Source organism: Microbacterium sp. B35-04 (genome assembly GCF_010634885.1).
GTDB lineage: Bacteria > Actinomycetota > Actinomycetes > Actinomycetales > Microbacteriaceae > Microbacterium.
Genome location: NZ_MWLP01000020.1, coordinates 1 through 20,521, shown reverse-complemented (window position 1 = coordinate 20,521; position 20,521 = coordinate 1). Strand labels below are relative to the sequence as shown.

Genomic DNA, 20,521 nt, shown 5'->3' with positions numbered 1-20,521 from the left:
CGTCCGCGTCCGCGTTCGCCGACCCGGCCGCCGGTCGCGGATTGGGCCAGCTGAGCGGGGATGCGGGCCCGCGGACGGCGTGTCTCCTGAATCCTCGACCGGGCCGGCCGTGCGGGCGCAGGCGCGGGCCACCGGCCGGAAGGGGCGACGGGCGGAATCATGCAGACGCGCACGCACGGATGCATCGAACGGCCGATGTATCGCGGTGGCGGACGTCGCCATCATCATGGGTATGGACGCAGCGATCCTCGCAGGCACGGTCTCGACCGTGCTGTTCGCCGCGGCCAACCTGCCGATGGTGGTCAAGGCCGTCCGCTCGGGCGATCTGCGGTCGTACAGCGCGAGCGCGCTGGTCCTCGGCAACGCGGGCAATCTCGTGCACACCGTCTATGTCGTGAGCCTGCCGTTCGGCCCGATCTGGGTGCTGCACGCGTTCTATCTGGCGACGATGGCGGTCATGCTCGCGCTCTACGGGATGTCGATCCGCCGACGGCGGGCGGTGCTCCGGCTCGCGGACCCTGTACCCGGGCCCGCGTCCTCACCCGGCGTCGACGGCGACGCGGCGGTACCATTCCCGCATGGCGGACACGATCGCCGGGCTCGAGCGGGCTCGGGCGGCATATCGGTCCGGTGACTGGGAGACGGCACGGGACGGCTTCGCAGCGGCCCGCGATGGGGCTGCGGCCACCGGCGACGATCTGCGCGCGCTCGCGTCGTGCGAGTGGTGGCTCGGTCACCAGGAGGCGGGCCTGGAGCACCTCGAATCCGCCTTCCGCGTGCTCTCCCGCGAAGGCGCCGAGATGGCCGCCGCCGAAGCAGCCCTCGTCATCGCACTGGTGCGGCTCACGCGCGCCGAGCTGACCGTCGGCACCGCCTGGGCTCGGCGGGCTCACAAGATCCTGGCCGACCTTCCGGCCGGGCGGGGCCACGCGTACGACGTCTACCTGACCGCGAGCATGGATCTGGACGGCACGGGAGCCCTCTGGCCCGCCGAGAGCGTCTCGCGCATGCAGGAGCTGGCTGACGAGCTGCGGCTTCCGGCGGTGTCGGCGCTGAGTGCCGTCGTGTCGGGGATGCACGCGATCCGCGCCGGACGCACCGCCGCCGGCTTCGCCCTGCTCGACGAGGCGATGCTGTGCGTCGTCTCGGACGAGCTCGAGCCCGAGTGGGCGGGCGACGTGCTCTGCACGACGATCCACGTGTGCCACGAGCTGGCTGACTTCCGCCGCATGGCCGACTGGACGCGCGCCGCCGAGGCATGGTGTGCGGCGCGCGGGGCGCACGTCGTGTACGCCGGCGTGTGCCGCGTGCACCGGCTCGAGTTGCAGTCGGCAAGCGGGGAGTGGGATGCCGCGGAGGCGGCGTTGCAGCGTGCCTGCGACGATCTCGGATCCGACCATCCGTGGGTCGCGGGCGAGGGCTGGCACCAGCTGGGTGAGATCCGCCGGCTGCGCGGCGACGCGGCGGGAGCACGCGCGGCATACGGCCGAGCGCGATCGGCCGGCGTCGATCCGGTCCCCGGTGAGGCGCTGCTGGTGCTCGCAGAAGGCGAGCCGGAGCGCGCCGCGGCGATGATCACGACGTCGCTCGAGGAGAGGGACCGCATGGGTCGGGCGCGGCTGCTGCGTCCGGGAGTCGAGATCGCGCTTGCCACCGGGCGGACCGAGTGGGCCCAGCAGCTCCTCGACGAGCTCGAGGCCGACGCCCGCGCCTTCGGCAGCGATGGATTCCAGGCGTGGGCCGCCCACGCCGGCGGGATGACGATGCTCCACGACGGCGACGCCGAAGGCGCGATCGGCCGCCTGCATGTCGCCCTCGACCTCTTCCGGCGGCTGCGGCAGCCCTGGGAGCAGGCGAACGTGCTGTACTGGCTGGCCTCCGCACACGAGCGGCGTGGCGACGCCGCGCTCGCGGGGCAGCTGCGCGAGCAGGCGGGCGTGATCTTCGAGCGTCTCGGAGCACCGCCCGTGGTCGTCCGGTCTGTTTCTGCGACGGCCGACGGCGGTCCGCTGACGGCCCGGGAGCGCGAGATCGTCGAGCTCGTCGCACAGGGCAGGGCGAATCGGCAGATCGCCGAAGAGCTCTACATCAGCGAGAAGACCGTGAGCAGGCACCTCGCGAACGTCTACGTCAAGCTCGACGTCGGCTCGCGGACGGCGGCCGCCGCGTGGTGGCACGAGCAGGCCGGCCGGCGCGGACGCTGATCCGTCGTCGCGGCCGCTGACCGCTCGATGCACCGCGGCGCATCGAGCACAGGCGTGTGCACCGAATGATGCAGGCCATGCCCGGGAAGTTGCGTGGTTCACCCGACGCGCCGGCGACCGGCTGCTCCGTACCGTCGGAACCAGACATTCGAAGGACGTTCACGAAGGAGACGACGATGTCCACCACGACCATCACCGAAACAGGAACCGAAACAGGAACCGACGCGACGGCGGAGTTCGCAGACCGGCTCATGGGCGCGACGCTCGGCTGGTTCGACATCATGGCCATCCACCTGGGCTCGCAGCTCGGGTGGTACGCCGAGTTGTCGCGGAGCGACGGCGTCGCCGCGAGTGAGCTCGCGGCGCGCACGGGCTGCGACCCCCGCTACGCCCGCGAGTGGCTCGAGCAGCAGGCCGCGAGCGGCGTCCTGCTGGTCGACGAGGTGACGGCCCCCGCGCCGTCGTCCACCGGCGAAGGCGCGTCGCGCGAGCACTCCGGCGCGGCTCGTGCCGACGCGCGGCGCTTCCGGCTCGCGCCCGGCGTGGCTGAGGTGCTGCTGGACCGGGGAAGCCTGTCGTACCTCGAGCCCCTCGCACGCATGGCCGCGGCCGTCTCGGGCCAGCTCGACGCACTGCTGGAGGCCTACCGGACGGGCGGCGGCGTGAGCTGGGAGCAGCTCGGCAGGCACGCCCGAGAGGCCCAGGCCGACATGAACCGCCCGTGGTTCGACCAGCTGCCCTCGGTCGTCGCAGGAAACGGCCGCCTCGACGACGTGCTGCGGCGGCCGCAGGCGCGCATCGCCGACCTCGGCTCCGGCGGAGGCTGGTCGTCGATCGCCCTCGCGAAGGCCTATCCGCAGCTGCGGGTGGTCGGCTTCGACATCGACGAGGCGTCGGTCGAGACGGCGAGGCTGAATGCCGTCGAGGCCGGCGTCGCCGACCGCGTCGAGTTCCTGCTGTCCGACGCCGCACTCGTCGCCGCACAGGGCCCCTTCGATGCCGTCTTCGCTTTCGAGTGCCTGCATGACATGCCCCACCCCGTGGCGGTCCTCGCCGCGGCACGGGAGGCGGTGCGAGAGGACGGCGTCGTGGTGATCATGGACGAGGCGACCGAGGAGCGCTTCACCCCCGACTCGAGCGAGCTCGAACGCCTGCTGTACGGCTTCAGCCTGTTCGTGTGCCTGCCCGACGGCATGTCCCATCGCCCGAGCGCTGCCACCGGCACCGTGATGCGCCCGGACACCCTCCGCGGGTACGCACGGGCGGCGGGCTGGAGCGACGTCCGCGTCCTCATCCCCGAGTTCGGTCTCTGGCGCTTCTACGAGATCGTCTGAGCTCTGGCTCTGGCTCTGGCGCGGGACGCGGCATCCCGCTCTCAGAATCGCGAAAGGGTAGATCTCCGCACGCGCCCGTGCGGAGATCTACCCTTTCGCGATTCACGGGGGCCAGAATGGGCGGATGCCGCAGCCCGACGCAGACGAAGAGCTCGACGCGATCGCGGCCGAGCTGTACATCCTGCCGCCGTCGGAGTTCACCGCGGCGCGCAACGCGCGCGCCGGCATGGCGGCCGGACCGCTCGCGAAGCAGATCAAGGCGCTGCGCAAGCCGACCGTGGCCGCGTGGGCTGTCAACCTGCTGGCGCAGGACGGGCAGCTCGCCGACGCGGTCGAGCTGTCGGCGGCGCTGCGTGAGGCCCAGGACGACCTCGACGCCGCCGAGCTGGGACGCCTCGGCAAGCAGCGGCGCCAGCTCGTCGCGGCCCTCGCGAAGCAGGCCGTCGGCCTGGCTGAGGACGCCGGCGGCGGCTTGAGCGCCGCCGCGCAGGACGACGTCGTGACGACGATCAACGCCGCGGTGATGGATGCCGCAGCCGCCGCCGCGGTGCTCACGGGCCGGCTCGTCACGGCGCTGGAGGCGGGGGACATCGAGCCCGGTGCGCTCGCCGAGGCGGTCGGCGGATCCGTGCCGGGGGTGGTCGCACCGCCTCCCCGTGACGACCTGGCCGAGCGCCGGGCGCGCAAGGCGGCTGAGAAGGCCGCCCGCGAAGCGGAGCGGCTCGCCAACGAGGCCGAGCGGGAACTCGCCCGCGTCGACGCGCGCCGTGCCAAGGCGCAGGAGCGCGTCGACCACGTGCGCGAGCGGATCGACGACCTCCGCCGCGACCTCGCCGCGCTCGAGAACGACGAGGCGGGCGCCGTCGACAAGCTCGAGACGATTGATCGCGAGCGCGCGGATGCCGCGGCGAAGGCCCGCGACGCGGCGAAGGAGTCCGAACGCGCCCAGGCCGCGCTCGACGACGCGTGACCGCAGCGCCTGACCACCCCGCCTGACCACCGCGCCCGACCACCGCGCGTGACCGCAGCGCAGGGAAGAGGCATCCGTCTTTCACAGGACTCTCGTAGACCCGACCCCTACCGTCGATCGCATGGCGACTCCCGCACCGCTGGTGCCCGCGACGGCGTCCGATGAGGGCGAGATCACGGTCTCGCCCAGCGAGCTGAGGGAGCTGCGGGACGAGCTGCAGCGCTTCATGATGGAGTACCGCTTCGGCCTGCAGGAGGTCGAGACGAAGATCGGCATCCTGCGCGAAGAGTTCCTGCTGACCCACGACTACAACCCGATCGAGCACGTCTCGAGTCGGGTGAAGTCGCCCGACAGTCTCGTCGAGAAGGTGCAGCGCAAGGGCATCGACGGCGACTTCGCCTCGATCAGGAGCAGCATCACCGACATCGCGGGCATCCGCATCACCTGCAGCTTCACCGCCGACGTGTACCGCCTCTTCGACCTGCTCACCGCACAGGACGATGTGCGGGTGCTGCACGTCAAGGACTACATCGCCCAGCCCAAGCCCAACGGCTACAAGAGCCTGCACGCGATCCTCGAGGTGCCGGTGTTCCTCTCGACCGGGCGCATCGAGGTGCCCGTCGAGGTGCAGTTCCGCACCATCGCCATGGACTTCTGGGCGAGCCTCGAGCACAAGATCTACTACAAGTACGCCACGCAGGTGCCGGACGAGCTGCTCGAGAGCCTCAAGGACGCCGCCGACACCGCTGCCGAGCTGGACGCCCGCATGGAGCGCCTCCACAGGGAGATTCGTGCTGGCAGCGCCTGGCAGATCAAGGGCTCCAGCGCCGGGCAGGCGGCGCCCGTCGCCGTGCGCGAGATCACGGGCGCTGCCGCTCCGGCGACGGGAGACTCGGATGCCGCAACCCGGCGCCGCGACGACGGCGGACTGCAGGCAGTCTGACGCCTCGGCTCAAGCGCACCGGAGCGTTCGGCGCGTTTCGTCTCGCTCGTTCCTCGCTCGCTCAACGACCGGGGAGAGGTATCGGTCGTTGAGCGAGCGAGCGAGCGCCAGCGACCGAGACGAAGCGCCTCGGGCTCACGGGCGGCGTTTCGTCTCGCCGGATCGGTCGAGTGGGCTCAGCTCGCGAGGACGGCGCCCGTGCCGGCGAGGTACTCGTCGACGTCACGAGGGCCGAAGACGGCGGTGTTCGCGACATAGCCCTGCGCGAGGGCCACGATCGAGCGGGCGGTGTCGGCGGCGAGAGCCTCGGCCTTGGCTCCATCCACTGACTGTGCGCGCGCCCACGGCCCGATCGCGTGAGTGAGGGCCGCCCTCAGGCGTCCTGCCGTGCGGAGCATCTCGTCGCGCAGCCGCGGCTCGACCATCGCCTCACCCCAGAACTGCAGGACGAGCGAGGTCGACAATCCGGCTTCGCTGAAGATCGACAGCATGCGGCGGAGCACCTGCCGAGGCGTCAGGACCTCGCCGCGGGCGCCCGCGGCCTCCAGAGCGTCGAGACGCGGAATGAGGAAGCGCCCGACCACATAACGGGCGAGTTCCGACTTGGTGGAGAAATGCGAGTAGATCGCCCCGGTCGAGAGGCCCGACTCCTCGACGATGTCGGCGATGGAGGTGTCTCGCACGCCTTTGCGCTCGAGCACCCGCAGCGCGGCGCGACCGATCTCGTCGCGGCGGGCTTCGCGGTACTCCTCCGACACTTTCGGCATGGAAACAGAATACCGATTCTGTTATTCTCACAAACAGAACCACCATTCTCTTTTAATTCCACTCATAGAAGGAGGTCGCGATGTCTCTTCACCGCGCACACACCGACGCTCCGGTGCGCCCCACCCGCTGGCCCGTCGCCGCAGCGTTCGGGCTCCTCGGCTCCGTCATCGTCGCCGTCATCGTGATGGCGTTCGTCTGGCCGGCCGCCACGTCGCAGCCCCAGAACCTGCCGGTCGGCATCTCCGGACCGACGGATGCCGTCACCGCCGTCGAAGACGAGCTCGGCGAGCAGGACCCTGCGCCCTTCGACCTCCACGAGGTCGACTCGCGGGAAGACGCGGTCGCGCAGATCGAATCCCGCGCGCTCTACGGCGCAATCCTCCTCGGCGATGAGCCCGAGGTGCTGGTCGCGACCGCCGCGAGCCCCGTCGCGGCGCAGGCGCTGCGCGGGGTGGCGACCCAGCTGCAGTCGCAGATCGACACCGCCGCCAAGACGGCGCTCACCGATCAGCTGACGGCGATCGTCGGCGCACTGCAGTCCGGCCAGAGGCCGCAGCTGCCGGAGGGTGCCGCGGGCGCCCCGCCGGAGATCCCGACCGTGACCGTCACCGACGTCGTGCCGCTCGCCGAGGGTGACAGCACGGGCGCCGGGCTCGCGGCATCCGTCTTCCCGCTCGTGCTGGGCGGCATGCTGGGCGGCATCCTGCTCACGCTCCTCGTGCAGGGCGTCGTGCGACGACTCATCGGACTCGTCGTCTTCGGCATCGCCGCGGGTGCGCTGATCACGCTGGTGATGCAGACGTGGTTCGGGATGCTGACGGGCGACTGGCTGCTGAACGCCACGGTCATCGGCCTCGGCGTCAGTGCGACCTCTGCACTCATCATCGGCCTCGCGGCGCTGATGGGCCCTCCCGGCATCGGCGTGGGCGCGGTCATCACGATGTTCATCGCCAATCCCATCGCCGGTGCCGCGATGCCGCCGCAGTTCCTGCCCGAGCCGTGGGGCGCGATCGGCCAGTTCTTCGTGCCGGGCGCGTCGGCGACGCTGCTGCGGTCGGTGATGTACTTCCCGGATGCCTCGACCGCACCGCAGTGGATCATCCTGGGCGCATGGCTGGTCGGCGGCGTCGTGCTGGCGCTCATCGGGCATCGGCGCACCCGCGCCGAGCTGACGCCCCCCGCGCGTCAGCTCGAGCCTGCGGAGCCGGTGGCGTCGCTCGAACCGGCAGAGCCGCTCGCGCGCTGACCGGCCGCACGGATGCGCGTTCCGGCGCCGCCCCCACGGGCGCCGGATTCGGCGCTCCCGCGGGACCTGCTCGCCGAGAGCGCGCGTCCGCGTGACGTGTCCTGGCTAGTCTGTTCGCGTGGACGACCTCGAACCGACGCTGCTGGTGATCCCGCTCCTGGCGGTGCTGGCGCCGCTGCTGGCGCGAGGGGTCGGCCGGTGGATGCGCGTCCCCGTGGTGGTGTTCGAGCTCGTGCTCGGCATCCTGGTCGGTCCCGCCGTGCTCGGCTGGGCGGTGCCGAGCGAGTTCGTCGACACGCTGTCGGAGTTCGGGCTCGCGATGCTGTTCTTCGTCGCGGGCACCGAGATCGAGTTCGGCTCGTTCCGTGGCCGCCTCGGCCGCCGGGCGTCCCTCGGGTGGCTCATCAGCCTCGCCGCGGGGATCGCGGCGGGCTTCGTGCTCGCATCGGGGGAGGCGGCGATCGTGATCGGCGTCGCGCTGTGCTCGACGGCGCTCGGAACCCTCCTCCCCATCCTCCGCGACGCCGGCGAACTGCCCACGCCGTTCGGCAAGGCCGTCGCCGCCATCGGCGCCGTCGGCGAGTTCGGCCCGCTCATCGCGATCTCGATCTTCCTCGGCGGCCGCGAACCGGGCCTGTCGACCGTGGTGCTCGCCCTCTTCGCCGGTTTCGCGGCGCTCGCCATCTGGCTGGCGTTCAAGGTCCCGCGCGGCGCGATGCACGCGTTCGTGAGCTCCACCCTCCACACCTCGGGGCAGTTCGCGATCCGGGTGGTCTTCGTCATCCTCGCGGCGCTCGTCGCACTCAGCATCGTGCTCGACCTCGACCTGCTGCTCGGGGCCTTCACCGCCGGCATCATCTGGCGCCTCCTCATGCGCGACGCCTCCGAGCCCGATCGCGAGGCGGTGGAGAGCAAGATCGAAGGGGTCGCGTTCGGGTTCCTGGTGCCGATCTTCTTCATCTACACAGGGGTCACCTTCGACCTCGAGGCGCTCCTCGAGGAGCCGGCCACGTTCCTGCTGGTACCGGTCGTGCTCGTGGCGCTGCTGGTGGTGCGTGGGCTGCCATCCACCCTCGCCGCACCCGAGGGATCGTCGCGGCGCGATCGGCTGTCCATCGCGCTGCTCGGGGCAACCGGGCTGCCCATCATCGTCGCGGTCACGCAGATCGGCGTGGACGAGGACATCCTGACGACGTCGCACCAGACCGTGCTCGTCGCCGGCGGCATGCTGTCGGTCCTGCTGTTCCCCCTCATCGGCATGGCTCTCCGCGGCGAGCGGGTGAAGGCCACGCCGGCGCGCGAGGACGACATGGCGTGAGCACCCTCGAGCTCTTCGACGCCGCCCGCGCGCGGCTCGCCGACGCCCCGCGCGAAGCGCTGGGCGAGCTCGTCGTTCCTCGGCGCATCCTCGGGGTCGCGCGCGCCCCGCGCGTCGAGCGGCGCGGTGCCGCGTGGCATCTGGGCGCGCTGCTGCTCACCGACGACGCCGCGCTCGCGACGGCAGACATCGTCCGCGCGCGCCAGGAGGCCCGGCGCGGCTACGCCGCCGAGTCCCAGCGGCAGCGCGCCGAGCTCGCCGCAGCTGCACGCCGCGGTGGCTTCGCAGAGGGCGAGACGGTCCACCTCGGATGGCGGGTGCTGCGACCCGACGTCGTCGACGCCGGCGGAGAGTCCGGCCCCCTCGTCTCGCTCGACGGCGTCGCGAGCGTGCGGTGGAGCGCGGCCGGGGGACTCATGCCGCTCGAGGCGTACCTCGCCGAGCGGGTCGCTCTGCTGCTCGATCCTCCAGGCGGTGCCTAGACCGGGCGGTGCGAACCCGGCGCTACTGGGCGGAGCGCGACGTGTCAATACGGTCAGCGGCGCCAGGAGGGCCCCGTACGGTGTGGGCATGGCCGCTCGGGACCTCACGCGTCAGATCGTCGTCATCAGCGCGTTCTGCTTCATGATCATCGCCGCGATGGTCGGCACCGGACTGTTCGGCGGCACGCCGGTGCAGGATCTGCAGGACGGCGCGCTCGATGAGGACGGTTCGTATCTCGCCCCCGCGAGCCCGGCGTTCTCGATCTGGTCGGTGATCTACATCGGCCTCTTCGCCTACACGGTCTGGCAGGCTCTGCCGCGGCAGCGGGGAAGCGAGCGACAGCGCGCACTGGGCTGGCTCATCGCGGGCACGATGGCGCTGAACGGCCTGTGGCTGGTGATCGCGCAGTTCGGCTCGCTCGCGATGACCGTGCTCTCGATCATCGTGCTGCTGGCGGTGCTGGGTGTCACCTTCCACCGCACGGTCATCGAGCCGGCAGACGGGTGGGCCGACAGGCTGCTCGTCGACGGCGTCACAGGCCTTCACCTCGGCTGGGTGACGCTCGCGACCGTCGCGAACATCACGGCGTGGCTGACTTCGATCGCCCCGCCCGAGTGGGCGGATGCCGCCGACCTGTGGGGCGTCATCGTGCTCATCGTCGTCGGGGTGGTGGGGCTCGGCATCGAGGCGGCGAGCCGCTGGCGGCTGGCGCCCGCGCTCGCCCTGGCTTGGGGGCTGAGCTGGCTCGCGGTGGCCAGGCTCACCGGCGACCCGTCCAGCGCTGCGATCGGCGTGACGGCGCTCATCGTCGCCGGCCTGATCCTCGCGGCCGGGGTGCTCGGCACCGTGCTGCGCGTGGCGACGGGTGTGCGCAACGCCGAGGCGTGAGTCAGGCCGACGAGAATCGATCAGCGAAAGCGCGGAGCAGTCGCGCAGGCTCCGTGACGGATGCCGCGAGCACACGTCCGGCGATGGTGTCGTAGTCCGCCGAGTCGAAGTAGCCGTCGTCGCGGTACACGGCCATGCGCTCGGTGAACGCCTTCGTGGTCGGCTCAGGGTGGAACTGGGTGGCGTAGAGGCGATCGCCGACGCGGTACGCCTGGACGGGGCATCCGTCGTTCGATGCCAGCAGAACCGCTCCATGGGGCAGTTCCTCGCAGCCCTCCTTGTGGGCGGTGAGCGCCGTGAAGCGGCTGGCGAGGCCGCCGAACACCGGGTCGGCGCGGGCAGCATCGCCGAGCTCGACGGTGACGGGGCCGGTGTCTTCGGGGAAGGCCCGGCTCACGATGCCGCCGAGCGTGCGCGTCGCGACGCCGATGCCGTAGCAGGTGAAGAGCGCGGCCGGCCCCATGCCCGACGCGGTGTGTTCGGCGATGCGCGCGAGGTCTGCCTCGAGGCGGCGCTGGGCGTCGGTCTTCGTCGATTCCGGGTCGGTGACGTTGAAAGGGCTGCCGCCGATGAGAAAGCCCGCGTAGCGCTCGAAAGCGTCTGCCGGCAGCGGTTCGCGCACGAGGTCGTGAGGTGCGAGCCGGCTCTCGTCGAGGTGCATGGCCGCCCGGAACGACTCGTACTCGGCGGCCGCCGCGCCCAGCTGCGGCCGCACGCAGACATAGAGCAGCGGCGCGGTTGTCATGCACGAATTCTAGGTCGCGGGTCGCCGCGCGTGCGAAGGGGGCGACATCCGCGGTCTTCGACGGGTATGCGTGTATCAAACCGGCACTATCGCGCTCGGGCATGGTGTGGACAGAATGGGCGCTATGACACAGGCTGGCGCCGAGCCATCCGTCGACTCCGCGGAGCCGGCGCGATGGGAGCGGGCCGCCGCACTCTTCGTGCGGTGGCGTGAGGGTGACAGCCGTGCGATGGACGAACTCGTCCGCCTGATGACGCCGCCGTTGTGGCACGTCGTGCGGGCGTACGGCGTCGACCCTGCGTTGGCACAGGACGTCGTGCAGACGACCTGGCTGACGCTCGTACGCCGTCACGAGACCATCAACGACCCGCTCGCGGTGTCGGGGTGGCTCACGATGTGTGCGCGCCGCGAGGCGTGGCGCGTCGGCAAGCAGCATCGGCGTGCCGATGCCACCGAGGCCGAGTCGCTCGAACCGCACCTTCCTGTCCACGAATCCGCCGAGCAGACCGCGGCGCAGGACGACGAGACCCGTCGCCTCTGGACAGCGGTCGCCACGCTCAACGATCGATGCCAGCGCCTGCTGCGGATCGTCGCGTTCGAGGACCGCCCCGACTATGCCCGTATCGCAGAAGACCTCGCGATGCCCATCGGATCGATCGGACCGACCCGCCAGCGCTGCCTCGCAAAGCTCCGCGCCGTGCTCGAGGGCGACGGATGGAGAGGTGACGACGATGGAAACTGAGGACTTCGCGGCCGACGCCGCGCTCTTCGCACGCATGCGCCGCATGTGGGAGGACGTCGATCCGGTGCCGGCCGAGCTGGTCGACCGGATGGTCGCCGCCGTCGCCGTCGAGGACCTGTCGCGCGAGTACGCCCTGCTGACGCTCGTCGAGGGCACCCTCGCGGCCGTCCGCGGCGAGACCGACACCGCGACGCTGCAGTTCAGCGACGGCACGACCAGCGTGCTGCTGCACGTGACCGCCACCGAGGACGGCGGCAGACGCGTGGACGGATGGGTGGATGCCACGGCGCTGGCCATCCGGCTGGTGCAGGGCGACCGCGAGTGGTCGGCCGAACCGGGCGAGCACGGACGCTTCGCCTTCGACGAGGTCACGCCTGGGGTGGCGCGACTTCGCCTGGTCGTGAAGGACGCCGACGGCGCACTGCGCGACTTCCAGACCCCGCAGTTCGAAGTCTGATTATCGGAATCGGATGCCTCTGCTGAGGCATCCGATTCGCCATGCGCAGTGCAGTCACACATGAAGGGGAATCATGCCTGATCCGCAGAAGCCGACCCACACTCCACGATTGACCTGGCGGCAGCGAGAGGCGCGCCGCGTACGTGCCGCGCTTCTCGACCCCGACATCCTGCCGGTGGGGACCGGATTCGCTCCGACGGTCTACGAGCCTGACGTGCTCCTGCTCGCACCGACCGGCAAGACCGTGCCGCGGAGTCTCGACAAGTCGCCCCTTGCCGCGATCGCGGAGAGGCTGGGCTGGACCGTCGAGATCGAGGACCTCGAGAATCCAGAGCCGCAAGACGGCGTCGCGACCCGGTCGGTCGGGTCTTCGAAGAGCACGGTCGCCGCCGGCTCCCGCCGACGCCAGGGCGTGGCGCGCACCAAGCGCGTACGCATCGGCGTCGCTCCCGACCCGAAGACGCAGCAGCCGCTCACCCGTCCCGACGCGGCGCGCCTGCTCGTTGAAGCTCGTCGCGCGGGAGTCACCGGCATCGGGCTCAACCACGTCCTCTCGACCGACTCGCTCGACGTGAATCCGTTCAAGGGGAATCCGTTCAAGGGGAATCCGTTCAAGGGCAACCCGTTCAAGGGCAACCCGTTCAAGGGCAACCCCTCGGGGATCGAGGGGTACGCCTATCCGGGCCTCGGGGGACGGCAGCCGGTGACATTCATCGGTGGAGACCTCCCCGAGCCGAAGCTTCCTCTCGAGGACCGGCCGGTGGTGGCGATCCTGGACACGGGACATGGCAGCCACCCGTGGCTCGACGAAGCCGTGATCGATGCGGTCGCAGAGTACGGCGGCGAGATCGGCATCGTCGACGGCCAAACGGACCCCGACCGCTACCCGTCGATCGGCAGCCCCTTGGACGGCGTGGTCGACAGTGCTGCCGGGCACGGCACCTTCATCGCGGGCATCGTGCTGCAGGCGTGCCCGGAAGCCCGCATCCTCCCGGTTCGCATCGCTGATGGTGACGGGCTCATTCTCGAGAACGATCTGATCGCGGCGCTCGGCAGGCTCGTCGACATCGTGGAGAACACCGACGGCGGTGGCCGCATCGATGTCGTGAACCTCTCGTTCAGCTTCTACCACGAGACGCCCGAGCGGCAGTCCGTCGAGAGCGAGCTCTACGACCTGCTCGCGCGTCTGCGACGGGCCGGCACGGTGGTGGTGTGCTCAGCCGGAAATGACGCGACCGACCGCCCCGCTGCTCCTGCCTCCATGCACCACTGGGATGGTGCCGACTGCGGGATCGAGAAGGAAAAGGAAGCCGACCTGGTCCCCCTCGTGACGGTCGGTGCACTCAACCCCTCCCGTCACACGGTCGCCCTCTTCTCCAACATCGGCGAATGGGTGCAGACCTATGTGCGGGGCGTGTCGGTGCTCTCGATCATCCCGGTCGACTTCGAGGGCGGAATCCAATCAGACCTGCGCAGCGATGAGTACGGTCATCGGCGCGAGACGCTCGACCTCGACGACTTCCGGTCGGGGTTCGCCGTGTGGAGCGGCACGTCCTTCGCGGCGCCCCTGGTGGCCGGCCGCATCGCGCAGCGGCTGGCAGAAGCGCGCGGGGGGTCGGCATCGGCGAAGTCCCGGCCGCTCGTGCAGCACGTGAGCGGGGTCGTCAAGGAAGTGCTCGACGAACAGGTGACGGAGAAGGAGGATCTGTCGGCGATCAAGCCGTCCGACTAGCCACCGCACGCCAGACCTTCGTCGCATGCGCGGCGAATTCGCGCCATGCTGTGAGGATGACCTTGACGGCTGGGGAGCTGTATCGGCGTGGTCGTGCTCACCTCAATGGGGGTCGCAACGCGGCGGCACGCCGCGAGCTCGCGCGCGCCGCGGCGCGGACGGACGATCCCGATCTTCGGGCGCGCATCGCCGGTTCGATGGCAGCCGTCGTGATCCGACAAGGCGATCCCGAAGCAGCTGAGCGCCTCTGCAAGGAAGCCCTCGCATATCCGCGGCTGTCCCGCCAGACATCGGCGATGCTCCACGGGCAGCTGGGGCTCCTGGCATTGGAGCGAGGTGCACTCGACGAGGCGGTGAGCTGGCTCGACAAAGCGATCGACGGCATCGGGGACGAGTCAGAGCATCGAGCCCCGATGCTGCTCAACCGCAGCCTCGCGCACAGTCAGGCTGGGCGGTTCCGTGCGGCCAGGGCGGACCTCGAACGTGCCGCACCCGACTACGCGGCGACCGGCAACGATGTCGAGCGTGCCATGGCGGTCCACAACGCCGGGTACGTCGCCCTCCTGGAAGGCGATCTGATCGCGGCGCTGTCGACGATGGCGGCGGCGCGGGACGCGCTCGCTGCAGCCTCCGACGTCAACGCCGCGATCTGCGACCTCGACAGAGCCGAGGTCCTGCGCGACGCGGGCCTGGTCGTCGAAGCCGAGACCAGTCTGGTCCGCGTCGCTCAGACCTTCGGTGCGAACCGAATGCCACAGGCCCGAGCCGAGGCCGAATTCCATCTGGCCCGCGCCTTGCTCACACACGCTCCCGCCCGCGCGGAGCAGGTCGCGCGTCGCGCGGCGCAGCGGTTCCGCAGGGTGCACTCCGAGTGGTGGGCGCTCCGGGCCGACGGCGTTCGGCTGAGGGCCGCGCTCCTGTCGTCGATTCCGGATGGCAGCGGCGGCCGCACCGCCGGCAGCGGCTCCGCGCGGCGCATCGATCTCAGGGCGGTCGGCGAATTGTCCGACGCGCTCCGGAATCACCGGCTCGAGGCAGAGGCTGAGGCGCTGCAGCTCACCGCCGACCTGTGGCGCGCGCGGGTCGGCATCGACGACCGAGATCACGGCGGGGTGCGCGTCCGCCCGACCGCCCCGATCCAGCTCACCCTGCTCACCCGCCAGGTGCAGGCTGCCCGCGCCCTTGCGCAGGGGCGTGAAGATCTGGTGCGCGCTCGTGCGGCCGCCGGACTCGACGCGCTCAGCGAGTGGCAGGCGTCGTTCGGCAGCCTCGATCTTGCGACCTCGCTCGTGATGTACGGAGAGGGGCTGATCTTTGCGGGACTGCAGTCGGCTGTTCGTTCGATGCGCCCGGACGTGGTGTTCGAGTGGGCCGAGCGCGCCCGGTTCCTGAATCAGGAGGTCGTGCCGCTTCGCCCGCCACCTGATCCCGAGTTGGCGGCCGACCTGGCCGAGCTTCGCGCGCTGCGCGTCGAGGGCGGCCCCGATTGGCTCTCGTCAGGCAGGGCCCGGGAACTGGGCGAACAGCTGCGTCAGCGGCAGTGGGCCACCTCGGGTGCGGCGGGTCGACGTCCGCGCGCATCGCTCGACGAGCTGCAGGAGGGACTCGACGACGAGACGGCATCGGTGTCATATGTCTTCGATCGCTCGGGGATGGTGGCCGTCGCGGCGCGGCGGGATGGTGCCCGCGTCGTCCGGATCGACGCGTGGCCGGAGGTCGGGCGGAGCGTGGCTGCGTTGCGAGCGGATGCCGATGTGAGCGCCGCCGTGCGCGCGGGACCCATGGCCGCAGTGGTGCAACGCTCGTTGGACGAACGCGTCGCGGCGCTGTCGGCAGCGCTGCTCGCTCCGGTGGCGGAGGTCGTCGGCGACCGGAAGCTGGTGCTCAGCGTCCCCGGCATCCTGGGCGGCATCCCGTGGGCGCTGCTGCCGGCACTTCGCGGGAGGGTCTTCACCGTGGCCACTTCCGCGTCGCAGTGGCTGTCGACGAGGGAGCGCTCCGACGCTCGGCGGGTCGCCTTCGCGGCGGGGCCACGAGTCGAACGCGCCGCCGAAGAAGTCGCGCGGGCCGCGGAGGCATGGCCCGATCCGATCGTTCTGCGGGACGAGGACGCGTCGGTCATGGCGCTCACCGGTGCCGCGTCCCGCGTCGACGTGCTGCATGTCGCCGCGCATGGCCGCCATTCCGCGGAGCACCCGCTGTTCTCGGGTCTGCAGCTCCACGACGGAACCCTGTTCGGCTACGACGTCGATCTCATTGAGAAGGTGCCGCATACGGTCGTGCTGTCGGCGTGCGAGGTCGGCCGGTCGTCGATCCGCTGGCATGAGGAGGCCGTCGGAATGACCCGCGTCTGGCTCCACGCCGGATCGCGCAGCGTCATCGCGGCGCCTGTCGTGGTCGCCGACGACGCGGCGTGCGAGCTTCTGGGAGCGATGCACCAGGGTCTGGCGGCGGGCGTCGCACCGTCGATCGCACTGGCCGAGGCGTCTCGGCGGACAGGGATCGTGGCTCCGTTCCAGGTCCATGGCGCCGGATTCTGATCAACGCGGCTTCGCCGGCATCATCAGCCCTCACGGCAAGACGAACTCAGCCATCTGAGATCTCGCTTCGGCATGTATCAGAGCCGATGACGCCTGCTCCAGGTCATCGGAACGGCTCGTGCACGCCGGCGGGGGGTCGGGTGCAGAGCAGAAGGCCACTCTGGGGAACGCAGGTCGGGCTGCGGGTCTTCGCGCCGATCCATGAGGGGCGCCGCACTGGGGACTGGGGGCGGCGCCCCTCCTCCTGCGTCCTGACGGCGGTTCAGCCGCGGGAGGAGTTCGCGGTGCGTCCTCGCACGATGCCCACGAACGCGTCGACGGCGGGCGTTGTGCGATCCGCGGCCCACGCCAGCGCGACCGTGGAGGTGGGGCCGTCCAGGAGCGGCCTGTACTCGACGTCCTTGCGCTGGTGAAGCCGCGCGAGCGACATCGGCACGATGACGATCCCCACCCCTGCGGCGACGGTCGCGATCGCCTCGGCCGTGTCGGCCGGGGGAGCGAAGCGCGGCTTCTCGGTGCCGGGCACACTGATGCGCAGCACGTCGTCCTCCGGAACGATCAGCACCTCGCCGACGAGGTCGGCGGTGTCGAGCTCTCCGGCGGCCGTCAGGTGCGACTCCTTCGCACACACGACGACCGGCACCTCGTCGTAGAGCGGGATGACGTGGAGCCCGTCCTTGTCGATCGGCAGCCGCACGAGGGCGGCGTCGACCTCGCCGTCGACGACGGGCCGTCGCTGGTCGGCGAAGGCCAGGGGCACGAGCTCGAGGCTCGTGCGCGGCATCCGTTCCTTCCAGGTGTCGATCCACTTGCCCGGCGTCGCACCGGGGATCGCGCCGAGGAGGAACGTCGCCGGCATCGGCGGCTCGGCGGGGGGTACCGGCGACGGCTGCGGCCGGCGCGGCTGAACGGGCTGCGGCTTCGCGGGCTTCGCCTTCGCTGCGGAGCCGGATGCTGCGCCACGGCGCTTGCCCGCGGCATCCCGTGCCCGTCCGCCTGCGCGCGACCCACCCTTCGCCATACCGTTCAGCGTAGCCCGGGCGCTATCGTTCGCTCATGGTGGCTATCCTCGCAACGGTCTTCGCAGCGCTGGCGGCGCTGCTGCACGTGTACATCTTCGTGATGGAGAGCGTGCAGTGGACGCAGCCGAAGATCTGGAAACGCTTCGGCGTCGCCGACCAGGCGGCCGCCGACACGACGAAGCCGATGGCCTACAACCAGGGGTTCTACAACCTCTTCCTCGCGATCGGCGTGGTGATCGGCCTCGTGCTGATCTTCGCGGGCTCGGATACCGCACCCGTCCGCGCGGCCGGCCTCGCGCTCGTGCTGTTCAGCCTCGGATCGATGGTCGCGGCGGCGCTCGTGCTGCTGAGCACGGGCATGCGCTACCTGCGCGCTGCGCTCATCCAGGGGACGCTGCCGCTCATCGGCTTCGTGCTGTTCCTGTTCGCCTGACGACTCAGCCGCACGCGCTCCACCGGCCGGCTCCGGTGGCGACCGCCGTCGACTCGAGGGAGCGGAGCAGCGCCTCCTGGCTGCGGTTGGGCGAGTAGATCTCGACGCGCGCATCGCCCTGCGCCACGAGCTCCCCGTTGACGAACCGGCCGTCGGGCGTCCAGACATAGAGCAGCGTCCGGCCGTACTGGTCGTGCACCTCGGCATCGGGCGCCACCCAGATCGTCGACCCGGCGGGGACGAGAGCAGTCAGCTTCGCCGTCGCCTCCGAGCCCCAGCAGTCGAGTTCGGGGGAGATCTCGGGGGTGTCGATTCCGAGCAAGCGGACACGCGTCGACTCGATGTCCTCGACGACGGCGTTCGGCGTCGCCGCCCGAGCGCGCAGCGTATCGCCGTCGTGCACGCTCTCGACCGTCATCTCGAACGCATCGGACGGAATCGCGGGCATCGTCGGCGCTGCGCCGGGCGTCGCGACGCCGACCTCTGCCGAGTCGCCGTCGCGCCCGGCCCACCACCAGACGGCCGCGCCCGCGACGGCGAGCAGGAGGATTCCGATGAGGACGCGTCTGAACACGTCGCGAGCCTATGCCGTGCGCGCGACGCTCCGCGATCGCGGGATCAGGCGGCCAGGCGCAGTCCCCGCTGGTCGGTGGCGACGCGCTCGCCGTCGGCGATCGTCTGGTCATCGCCGATGAGTGAGCCTCCGGCGACGCGGGCGTCGTGTCCGACGTGGGTGCGGACGCCGATCTTCGCCTTCGGGCCGATCGCGGCGCGCGGACCGATGTGGGCGTGCGGCTCGATCACGGCGTCGGGGCCGATCACGGCATCCGACTCGACCCACACACCGCGGCCGACGTGCGCGCCCGCGGCGATCTGCACGCCCGGTTCGACATACGACCCCGCTTCGACGACGGCGCTCGGGTGCACCTTCGCTCCATGCGCGATCAGACCACGGCCGTTGACATGCTTGCGGTAGCGCAGCGTCTCGCCCTGGTCGTTCTCGATGTCGATGTAGTTCTTGCCCACGGTCCCCTCCTGGAGCCAGCACAGAGTGCTGAGTACAGAAATAACGGAGGACGCAGGGCATATATTCCCGCGCATCAGAACGATTCGGTCACCCCGAGAGAATGGCTCCGCATTCCCGAGAATGCGGAGCCGGCAGCCATTCGCTCAGTGCGCCACGAACTCGTCGGCGGCCGACAGCGCGCGGTCGATCACGTCCAGGCCGCGCACCAGCTCGTCCTCGGTGATCACGAGGGGCGGGGCGACGTGCACGCGGTTGAAGTGGGTGAAGGGCCACACGCCCTCGCGCTTGCACGCCGCGGCGACGGCGACGATGGGTGCGGCATCCGCCCCGCTCGCGTTGAACGGCACGAGCTGCTCGCGGGTCTCGCGGTCTTTGACGAGCTCGATCGCCCAGAAGAGGCCCATGCCCCGCACATCGCCGACGGACGGATGCCGCTCCGCGATGTCGCGCAGGCGAGGCTCGACCACGCGCGAGCCCAGGTCGCGGACGCGTTCGAGGATGCCGTCGCGCTCGAAGACCTCGAACGTCGCCACGCCCGCGGCGCAAGCCAGCGGGTGCCCCGAGTACGTGAGCCCGCCGGGGAACGAGACGGTGTCGAAGTGCGCCGCGATACGGTCCGAGATGACGACGCCGCCGAGCGGCACGTAGCCCGAGTTCACGCCCTTGGCGAAGGTGATGAGGTCGGGCTGCACGTCGAACGCCTGGAACGCGAACCACTCACCGACCCGGCCGAAGCCGACCATCACCTCGTCGGCGATGTAGACGATGCCGAAGCGGGTGCACAGCTCTCGGACGCCCGCGAGATAGCCGGGCGGCGGCACCAGCACGCCGTTCGTGCCGACGATCGTCTCGATGACGATGGCGGCGATCGTCGACGCGCCCTCGAGCACGATGGTCTGCTCGAGGTGCTCGAGCGCGCGCTGCGTCTCTTCCTCGGGGCTCGACGAGTGGAACGCCGAGCGGTAGGGGTAAGGCCCGAAGAACTTCGCCGTCGAGCCGTCGCCCGGCTCGTTCGGCCAGCGCCGCGGGTCGCCCGTCAGCGAGATGGCGGTGGTCGTGTTGCCGTGGTAGCTGCGGTACATCGACAGCACCTTGCGGCGGCCGGTCACGAGACGCGCCATGCGGACGGCGTTCTCGTTCGCGTCGGCGCCGCCGTTCGTGAAGAACACCTTCTCGAAGCCATCGCCGGCGACGTCGGCGATGCGCCGGGCGAGCTCGCCGCGCACATCGTTCGCCATAGACGGCTGGATGGTCGCCAGGCGGCCGGCCTGCCGCTGGATGGCCTCGACGAGATCCGGATGCTGATGCCCGAGGTTGAGGTTCACCAGCTGCGAGCTGAAATCGAGGTAGGCGTTGCCGCTGTAGTCCCAGAACGTCGCACCCGCGCCCGCCGCGACAGGCAGCGGGTCGATGAGCGCCTGCGCGCTCCAGGAGTGGAACACGTGACCGCGGTCGTCCGCGCGCACGCGCGCCTCGGCGTCGGGGTCGGGGAGCGGGCGGCGGTCACCGGACGGGTCGGTGTACGCGGCGGTGGCGGCGAGCGTGTCGGTCATGGGGAGTCCTTGCGTGTCGTCGTGTCCGGTCGTTGAGCGAGCGAAGCGAGACGAAACGGCGCTTGCTCGTGGGTTCAGGCGTTTCGTCTCGCTCGTTCCTCGCTCGCTCAACGGCC

General features: G+C 70.8%; 20 protein-coding genes. 14 read left to right on the top strand and 6 right to left on the bottom strand.

Features of this window, described 5'->3' with window-relative positions; translation table 11 throughout:
- Positions 1–232: 232 nt before the first annotated feature.
- The 5 genes from B1729_RS20565 (at position 233) to B1729_RS05640 (ending at position 5,451) form a co-directional block, all read left to right on the top strand.
- On the top strand, positions 233–634 hold the full coding sequence (locus B1729_RS20565; protein ID WP_204318868.1) for a hypothetical protein: 402 nt from the start codon (positions 233–235) through the stop codon (positions 632–634).
- Complete coding sequence (locus B1729_RS05655) at positions 579–2,204, top strand: LuxR C-terminal-related transcriptional regulator (protein ID WP_163631213.1); 1,626 nt, start codon at positions 579–581, stop codon at positions 2,202–2,204. Before B1729_RS20565 ends, B1729_RS05655 begins: the two co-directional genes overlap by 56 nt.
- Before the next feature lie 176 nt (positions 2,205–2,380).
- On the top strand, positions 2,381–3,538 hold the full coding sequence (locus B1729_RS05650; protein ID WP_163631211.1) for a class I SAM-dependent methyltransferase: 1,158 nt from the start codon (positions 2,381–2,383) through the stop codon (positions 3,536–3,538).
- A 124-nt stretch (positions 3,539–3,662) separates the two neighbouring features.
- Positions 3,663–4,508 (top strand): transposase, encoded by an 846-nt coding sequence (locus tag B1729_RS05645; protein WP_163631209.1) that lies wholly within the window; start codon positions 3,663–3,665, stop codon positions 4,506–4,508.
- A 121-nt stretch (positions 4,509–4,629) separates the two neighbouring features.
- Positions 4,630–5,451 carry a GTP pyrophosphokinase family protein gene (locus B1729_RS05640; RefSeq protein WP_163617658.1) on the top strand — a complete coding sequence of 274 codons (822 nt, stop codon included), beginning with the start codon at positions 4,630–4,632 and terminating at the stop codon, positions 5,449–5,451.
- A gap of 176 nt (positions 5,452–5,627) precedes the next feature.
- On the opposite strand, the gene B1729_RS05635 is transcribed toward B1729_RS05640, so the two are convergent.
- Positions 5,628–6,218, bottom strand: a complete 591-nt coding sequence (locus B1729_RS05635; RefSeq protein WP_163631207.1) for a TetR/AcrR family transcriptional regulator — start codon at positions 6,216–6,218, stop codon at positions 5,628–5,630.
- 80 nt (positions 6,219–6,298) lie between these two features.
- Here B1729_RS05635 and B1729_RS05630 point away from each other — a divergent pair, with 80 nt between their 5' ends.
- The 4 genes from B1729_RS05630 to B1729_RS05615 all read left to right on the top strand — a co-directional run bounded on the left by B1729_RS05630 (position 6,299) and on the right by B1729_RS05615 (position 10,154).
- Entirely contained in the window at positions 6,299–7,465 is a 1,167-nt protein-coding gene (locus B1729_RS05630) for an ABC transporter permease (protein ID WP_163631205.1), read from the top strand.
- Between the two features lie 118 nt (positions 7,466–7,583).
- Positions 7,584–8,783, top strand: coding sequence for a cation:proton antiporter (locus tag B1729_RS05625; RefSeq protein ID WP_163631203.1), 1,200 nt, complete (start codon positions 7,584–7,586; stop codon positions 8,781–8,783).
- Positions 8,780–9,265 (top strand): glutaminase, encoded by a 486-nt coding sequence (locus B1729_RS05620; protein WP_163617662.1) that lies wholly within the window; start codon positions 8,780–8,782, stop codon positions 9,263–9,265. The genes B1729_RS05625 and B1729_RS05620 overlap by 4 nt, the downstream gene beginning before the upstream one ends.
- 88 nt (positions 9,266–9,353) lie before the next feature.
- Complete coding sequence (locus B1729_RS05615; protein WP_163631201.1) at positions 9,354–10,154, top strand: TspO/MBR family protein; 801 nt, start codon at positions 9,354–9,356, stop codon at positions 10,152–10,154.
- Position 10,155: 1 nt separating this feature from the next.
- Here B1729_RS05615 and B1729_RS05610 read toward each other — a convergent pair whose 3' ends face one another.
- The gene (locus B1729_RS05610; RefSeq protein ID WP_163631199.1) at positions 10,156–10,899 is read right to left on the bottom strand and encodes a GMP synthase; all 744 of its coding nucleotides are present in this window, start codon (positions 10,897–10,899) and stop codon (positions 10,156–10,158) included.
- A gap of 124 nt (positions 10,900–11,023) precedes the next feature.
- Here B1729_RS05610 and B1729_RS05605 point away from each other — a divergent pair, with 124 nt between their 5' ends.
- The 4 genes from B1729_RS05605 to B1729_RS05590 all read left to right on the top strand — a co-directional run bounded on the left by B1729_RS05605 (position 11,024) and on the right by B1729_RS05590 (position 16,370).
- The gene (locus B1729_RS05605; RefSeq protein WP_163617665.1) at positions 11,024–11,641 is read left to right on the top strand and encodes a sigma-70 family RNA polymerase sigma factor; all 618 of its coding nucleotides are present in this window, start codon (positions 11,024–11,026) and stop codon (positions 11,639–11,641) included.
- Positions 11,631–12,098, top strand: a complete 468-nt coding sequence (locus B1729_RS05600) for a hypothetical protein (RefSeq protein WP_204318867.1) — start codon at positions 11,631–11,633, stop codon at positions 12,096–12,098. Before B1729_RS05605 ends, B1729_RS05600 begins: the two co-directional genes overlap by 11 nt.
- 73 nt (positions 12,099–12,171) lie before the next feature.
- The gene (locus tag B1729_RS05595) at positions 12,172–13,830 is read left to right on the top strand and encodes a S8/S53 family peptidase (RefSeq protein ID WP_163631195.1); all 1,659 of its coding nucleotides are present in this window, start codon (positions 12,172–12,174) and stop codon (positions 13,828–13,830) included.
- Between the two features lie 56 nt (positions 13,831–13,886).
- Positions 13,887–16,370: a CHAT domain-containing protein gene (locus tag B1729_RS05590; protein ID WP_163631192.1), complete on the top strand. Its 2,484-nt coding sequence runs from the start codon at positions 13,887–13,889 to the stop codon at positions 16,368–16,370.
- Positions 16,371–16,632: 262 nt separating this feature from the next.
- Here B1729_RS05590 and B1729_RS05585 read toward each other — a convergent pair whose 3' ends face one another.
- Positions 16,633–17,391, bottom strand: a complete 759-nt coding sequence (locus B1729_RS05585) for a LysR family substrate-binding domain-containing protein (RefSeq protein WP_163631190.1) — start codon at positions 17,389–17,391, stop codon at positions 16,633–16,635.
- A 35-nt stretch (positions 17,392–17,426) separates the two neighbouring features.
- Between B1729_RS05585 and B1729_RS05580 the strand changes: the two genes are divergently transcribed.
- On the top strand, positions 17,427–17,825 hold the full coding sequence (locus B1729_RS05580; protein WP_204318866.1) for a DUF1304 domain-containing protein: 399 nt from the start codon (positions 17,427–17,429) through the stop codon (positions 17,823–17,825).
- Between the two features lie 4 nt (positions 17,826–17,829).
- Here the strand turns inward: B1729_RS05580 and B1729_RS05575 are convergent, their stop codons facing one another.
- The 3 genes from B1729_RS05575 to B1729_RS05565 all read right to left on the bottom strand — a co-directional run bounded on the left by B1729_RS05575 (position 17,830) and on the right by B1729_RS05565 (position 20,405).
- Complete coding sequence (locus tag B1729_RS05575; protein WP_163631188.1) at positions 17,830–18,399, bottom strand: thermonuclease family protein; 570 nt, start codon at positions 18,397–18,399, stop codon at positions 17,830–17,832.
- A 44-nt stretch (positions 18,400–18,443) separates the two neighbouring features.
- Positions 18,444–18,851, bottom strand: coding sequence for a transferase (locus B1729_RS05570; protein ID WP_163617671.1), 408 nt, complete (start codon positions 18,849–18,851; stop codon positions 18,444–18,446).
- Positions 18,852–18,995: 144 nt separating this feature from the next.
- Complete coding sequence (locus tag B1729_RS05565; RefSeq protein ID WP_163631186.1) at positions 18,996–20,405, bottom strand: aspartate aminotransferase family protein; 1,410 nt, start codon at positions 20,403–20,405, stop codon at positions 18,996–18,998.
- Between the last annotated feature and the right edge of the window lie 116 nt (positions 20,406–20,521).

Coding starts and splice junctions, on each gene's coding strand:
- B1729_RS20565 (WP_204318868.1), top strand. CDS start 233: ATGGACGCAGCGATCCTCGCAGGCACGGTCTCGACCGTGCTGTTCGCC.
- B1729_RS05655 (WP_163631213.1), top strand. CDS start 579: ATGGCGGACACGATCGCCGGGCTCGAGCGGGCTCGGGCGGCATATCGG.
- B1729_RS05650 (WP_163631211.1), top strand. CDS start 2,381: ATGTCCACCACGACCATCACCGAAACAGGAACCGAAACAGGAACCGAC.
- B1729_RS05645 (WP_163631209.1), top strand. CDS start 3,663: ATGCCGCAGCCCGACGCAGACGAAGAGCTCGACGCGATCGCGGCCGAG.
- B1729_RS05640 (WP_163617658.1), top strand. CDS start 4,630: ATGGCGACTCCCGCACCGCTGGTGCCCGCGACGGCGTCCGATGAGGGC.
- B1729_RS05635 (WP_163631207.1), bottom strand. CDS start 6,218: ATGCCGAAAGTGTCGGAGGAGTACCGCGAAGCCCGCCGCGACGAGATC.
- B1729_RS05630 (WP_163631205.1), top strand. CDS start 6,299: ATGTCTCTTCACCGCGCACACACCGACGCTCCGGTGCGCCCCACCCGC.
- B1729_RS05615 (WP_163631201.1), top strand. CDS start 9,354: ATGGCCGCTCGGGACCTCACGCGTCAGATCGTCGTCATCAGCGCGTTC.
- B1729_RS05610 (WP_163631199.1), bottom strand. CDS start 10,899: ATGACAACCGCGCCGCTGCTCTATGTCTGCGTGCGGCCGCAGCTGGGC.
- B1729_RS05605 (WP_163617665.1), top strand. CDS start 11,024: ATGACACAGGCTGGCGCCGAGCCATCCGTCGACTCCGCGGAGCCGGCG.
- B1729_RS05600 (WP_204318867.1), top strand. CDS start 11,631: ATGGAAACTGAGGACTTCGCGGCCGACGCCGCGCTCTTCGCACGCATG.
- B1729_RS05595 (WP_163631195.1), top strand. CDS start 12,172: ATGCCTGATCCGCAGAAGCCGACCCACACTCCACGATTGACCTGGCGG.
- B1729_RS05590 (WP_163631192.1), top strand. CDS start 13,887: ATGACCTTGACGGCTGGGGAGCTGTATCGGCGTGGTCGTGCTCACCTC.
- B1729_RS05585 (WP_163631190.1), bottom strand. CDS start 17,391: ATGGCGAAGGGTGGGTCGCGCGCAGGCGGACGGGCACGGGATGCCGCG.
- B1729_RS05580 (WP_204318866.1), top strand. CDS start 17,427: ATGGTGGCTATCCTCGCAACGGTCTTCGCAGCGCTGGCGGCGCTGCTG.
- B1729_RS05565 (WP_163631186.1), bottom strand. CDS start 20,405: ATGACCGACACGCTCGCCGCCACCGCCGCGTACACCGACCCGTCCGGT.